Genomic DNA, 3,292 nt, shown 5'->3' on the forward strand with positions numbered 1-3,292 from the left:
GCTCCAAAGTGCGAGCATAATTAATCCAATCAGTAGAAACGGGGCTCCTAGCAGTGTTAAGAAATTAGAAATTTTAGGAATTAGCCCTGCTTCTTGTTCCAACGGAAATAACAACCGGAGTAGCACATCGCTCCAGAGGGCGTAGAAGCCGAAGGCATACATCATGACCAAGTAGTATTGTAGCAGTCGCACCGCCGGAAGGGAAGCTCGTTCCCGAAGGCGGAAAAATACCATCACGCCCCCTACGGTGAGGCCCAAACATATGATGAAACATACCCAAGTCAGCAGCCGCTGAATATCCATAGCGTTCGGTAATAATGATGATCCAAATATACCCCCTACGTTGGTATTAGCTAGCCTACGAAAGTAGTGAATTAGCAAAACACTACTTTAGTAGCTGGTGGATTTGACGTCTTTTCCCTTCATTTGAGCATACTTTTTACTTAACACACCAAAAAAATGGAAACTGTAAATAACAACATTCAACCTACTTGGCGCGGTAGCCTTTCTCACGGATGGGAAACGATGAAGCGCTACTTCCTCCCTCTGTTCTTAGTAGTCATTGTGCTGGCCGTCGCCGACATTCCACTCGAGTCAATTAGCGACAGCTTTGACGATGAGCGCGAACCCGGTGAGGATAATTTCATCGGCCCGTTCGGACGGATGCCCGTAATTTATGAAATTATGGTTATTGCCTACTGGCTATTATTTGTTCCGGTAATTGAGTACGGAGCCGATCTACTCTTTGTGCAGGCCGCTCGCCGAGAGGCAGTCAATGTAAAAGATATTATTATTGGTTTTAACGACTACGTTACCATCATTCTGGCAAATCTGCTAGCCGGAGCATTAGTGGGGATTGCTACGATTGCACTAATCATTCCCGGTATTATTGTCGCCTGTCGGCTGGCTTTTGTATCGTACTTGGTAATGGATAAGGGACTGGACCCTATTGCCGCGGTGGAGGGAAGTTGGAAACTAACGCGAGGATACGGCTGGAAAATATTCGGTCTGGGAATTGCCTCGATCTTTATCTTCATTGGTGGTCTATTGCTGTTAATTGTGGGTACCATCCCCGCCGTCATCTGGATCAAATCATCTTTCGCTTCGCTCTACCAAGCCGCCATCGACGAAACGGATGAGACGCTGTACTTGCCTCCGCAAACGGCTTAAGCAATCGTTAGTGTGATGCGATGATTCTTCTATTAAAGAAAGACCTGCTCGGTAATCACTACCGGGTAGGACTTTCCTATTTAGAGCATATTTTAATTAAGCTGAATAACCATTAACCTGAGATAATCTGAATTTGGTACCAAGTAGCTCAATCAATATTGAAGTTAAACCCCCTAGGTGTTAGTAACTCCAAGCGTCCAATTATCTATTTAATCGTTGTTTCTTTCGGTTGAAAGGAAAAGTTACCTAACCAATCTAAAATCCTGATAGAGGCAAATTTACTGTGGTTGACACTTTAACTTTCAAAAAGTTGAATCTCGTAAGGAGCAATATGGCAGTTCAATAAATAATAAAGGTACGTATCCTCATTTGCCGATTTTATTACATACGGATCATTTTAAGCTCTTTCGTTACCTTTTCCACCATGGTCATAGTAGTTTTGTAAAACTTGGTTTCATTGGGTAATCTAATAGAAACGCAGATTGCATTGTTTTGTCGGTCGTGTTGAAGTAAACGTATACTATCAACCTTTATGTATTGCAACTAAACCAATTTTTACTAACTCTTAAAATCAAATGTTTATATGACTTTAGCTAAAAACTATCAAAAATTACAGGCAGAGGCCTTTAGTAACAAGTACCGCGAGGTGGTTGCTATTCAAGAAGTTGCTCTAGAAGAGCCTGTAGAAGAAGAAGTTTTAATTAAAAACCATTTTGCGGGGGTTAATGCCAGCGACGTAAATTTAATTGCTGGAAGGTACTTTGCTGACGCTCCGCTTCCCATCGATTTAGGATTTGAGTTTATCGGAAAAGTACAGGCAGTAGGGAGCAAGGTTAAACACCTCAAAACTGGGGATGCTGTGATGGGAATACAAGCGGGCGGTGGTTACCGGGAATACGTAACTCTACCTGCCGCCCAAGCTATACCCGTACCCGAGGTTTCTGCGGAGGTTATGTCGATGCTCACCGTCGGTCTGGCTGCTTCCATAGGGCTGGATATTGTAGGGGAAATGAAGAGTAATGAAACCGTACTGGTTACTGCGGCTGCCGGTGGTACTGGTCATATTGCCGTGCAACTAGCCAAACTAGCCGGAAACCACGTGATCGGCACCTGCGGTAGTAGCGAGAAAGCAGACCTACTTACCTCGCTAGGATGCGACCGGGTAATTAACTACAAAGAAGAGGATGTTGATGAAGTGCTAAGTACGGAGTATCCCGATGGTATCAATTTGGTCTTCGAGAATGTAGGAGGTAAGCTCTTTGATACTTGTGTAAACCACGTGGCAAAACTAGGTAGAATTGTGGTATGCGGCTTTGTAAGCGAATATTTACAGAAAGAAACTGTCACTTCACCTCGCATCTATCATCAACTGCTGTGGAAATCAGCCTCTATCCGCAGCTTTTTGTTTAGCGACTTTCCTGAGCAAATTCCTACTCATCTGCAAAAGTTGATAGGATTGATTTCGGAAGGAAAACTGAACGTTACAATAGATCCTAAAAAGTTTAAAGGTATTGATTGTGTTGTGGAAGCTATGGACTACTTATACAGCGGCAGCAACAACGGTCGGGTAGTAGTTGAATTGTAGTCTCTACTTTTAGGTAAATATCAATAATGGGTTTTCTGCTCAAATTATTTAAAAGTTCTACCAAGGCTTACGTGCCTGTAGTACTCATCCTTGGCCTAGTTCCGGTGTGCATTGTCGCTTTTCCGGGACTTAGGTCGGGGTCAATATTATTAGTACTAAGTCTTCTACAGATAGCTCTTTTAGGGTGGATTAGCCTACTTCTTAAGCACGTCATTTTTGTACCTCTCAAGTTGGGTAATCAGTTTTTGAGTGACAACAAACTAAAGCAATTCGCTGATCCTCGCTTACTAGCCCTATACCAGGAAAATGATCGACTTAAGAAAGAGATACACCGGGCGTCAGAATATGTCAAAGCTATTGAAGATCATGATAAGGATATTTCGGCAATTTATGCCGAGCAAGATCAGCATTCTCAACTGAAAGAGTCGCTAACAGGCTTACAGGCCCATTTGCAAAAGTTGGAACTGGAAGAAAAACAGAGGAACTGGGTAACTCAGGGCTTGGCCAAATTTGGGGATATTTTACGAGCTAATACTG

4 protein-coding genes are annotated in these 3,292 nt (G+C 43.1%); 3 read left to right on the forward strand and 1 reads right to left on the reverse strand.

The features are described from left to right. Nucleotides 1–381: hypothetical protein (locus WBA23_RS18120; protein WP_424583689.1), on the reverse strand; the 381-nt coding region annotated here is incomplete at its 3' end. 78 nt (nt 382–459) lie between these two features. Here WBA23_RS18120 and WBA23_RS18125 point away from each other — a divergent pair. The 3 genes from WBA23_RS18125 to WBA23_RS18135 all read left to right on the forward strand — a co-directional run. Continuing rightward, nucleotides 460–1,170: a hypothetical protein gene (locus WBA23_RS18125; RefSeq protein WP_424583690.1), complete on the forward strand. Its 711-nt coding sequence runs from the start codon at nt 460–462 to the stop codon at nt 1,168–1,170. 583 nt (nt 1,171–1,753) lie between these two features. Continuing rightward, nucleotides 1,754–2,755, forward strand: a complete 1,002-nt coding sequence (locus tag WBA23_RS18130) for a zinc-binding dehydrogenase (RefSeq protein ID WP_424583691.1) — start codon at nt 1,754–1,756, stop codon at nt 2,753–2,755. 71 nt (nt 2,756–2,826) lie between these two features. Beyond that, the coding region (locus tag WBA23_RS18135) for a hypothetical protein (protein ID WP_424583692.1) at nt 2,827–3,292 on the forward strand (466 nt) is incomplete at its 3' end.

This window comes from Tunicatimonas sp. (genome assembly GCF_049647865.1).
In the GTDB taxonomy this organism is placed as follows: domain Bacteria; phylum Bacteroidota; class Bacteroidia; order Cytophagales; family Cyclobacteriaceae; genus Tunicatimonas.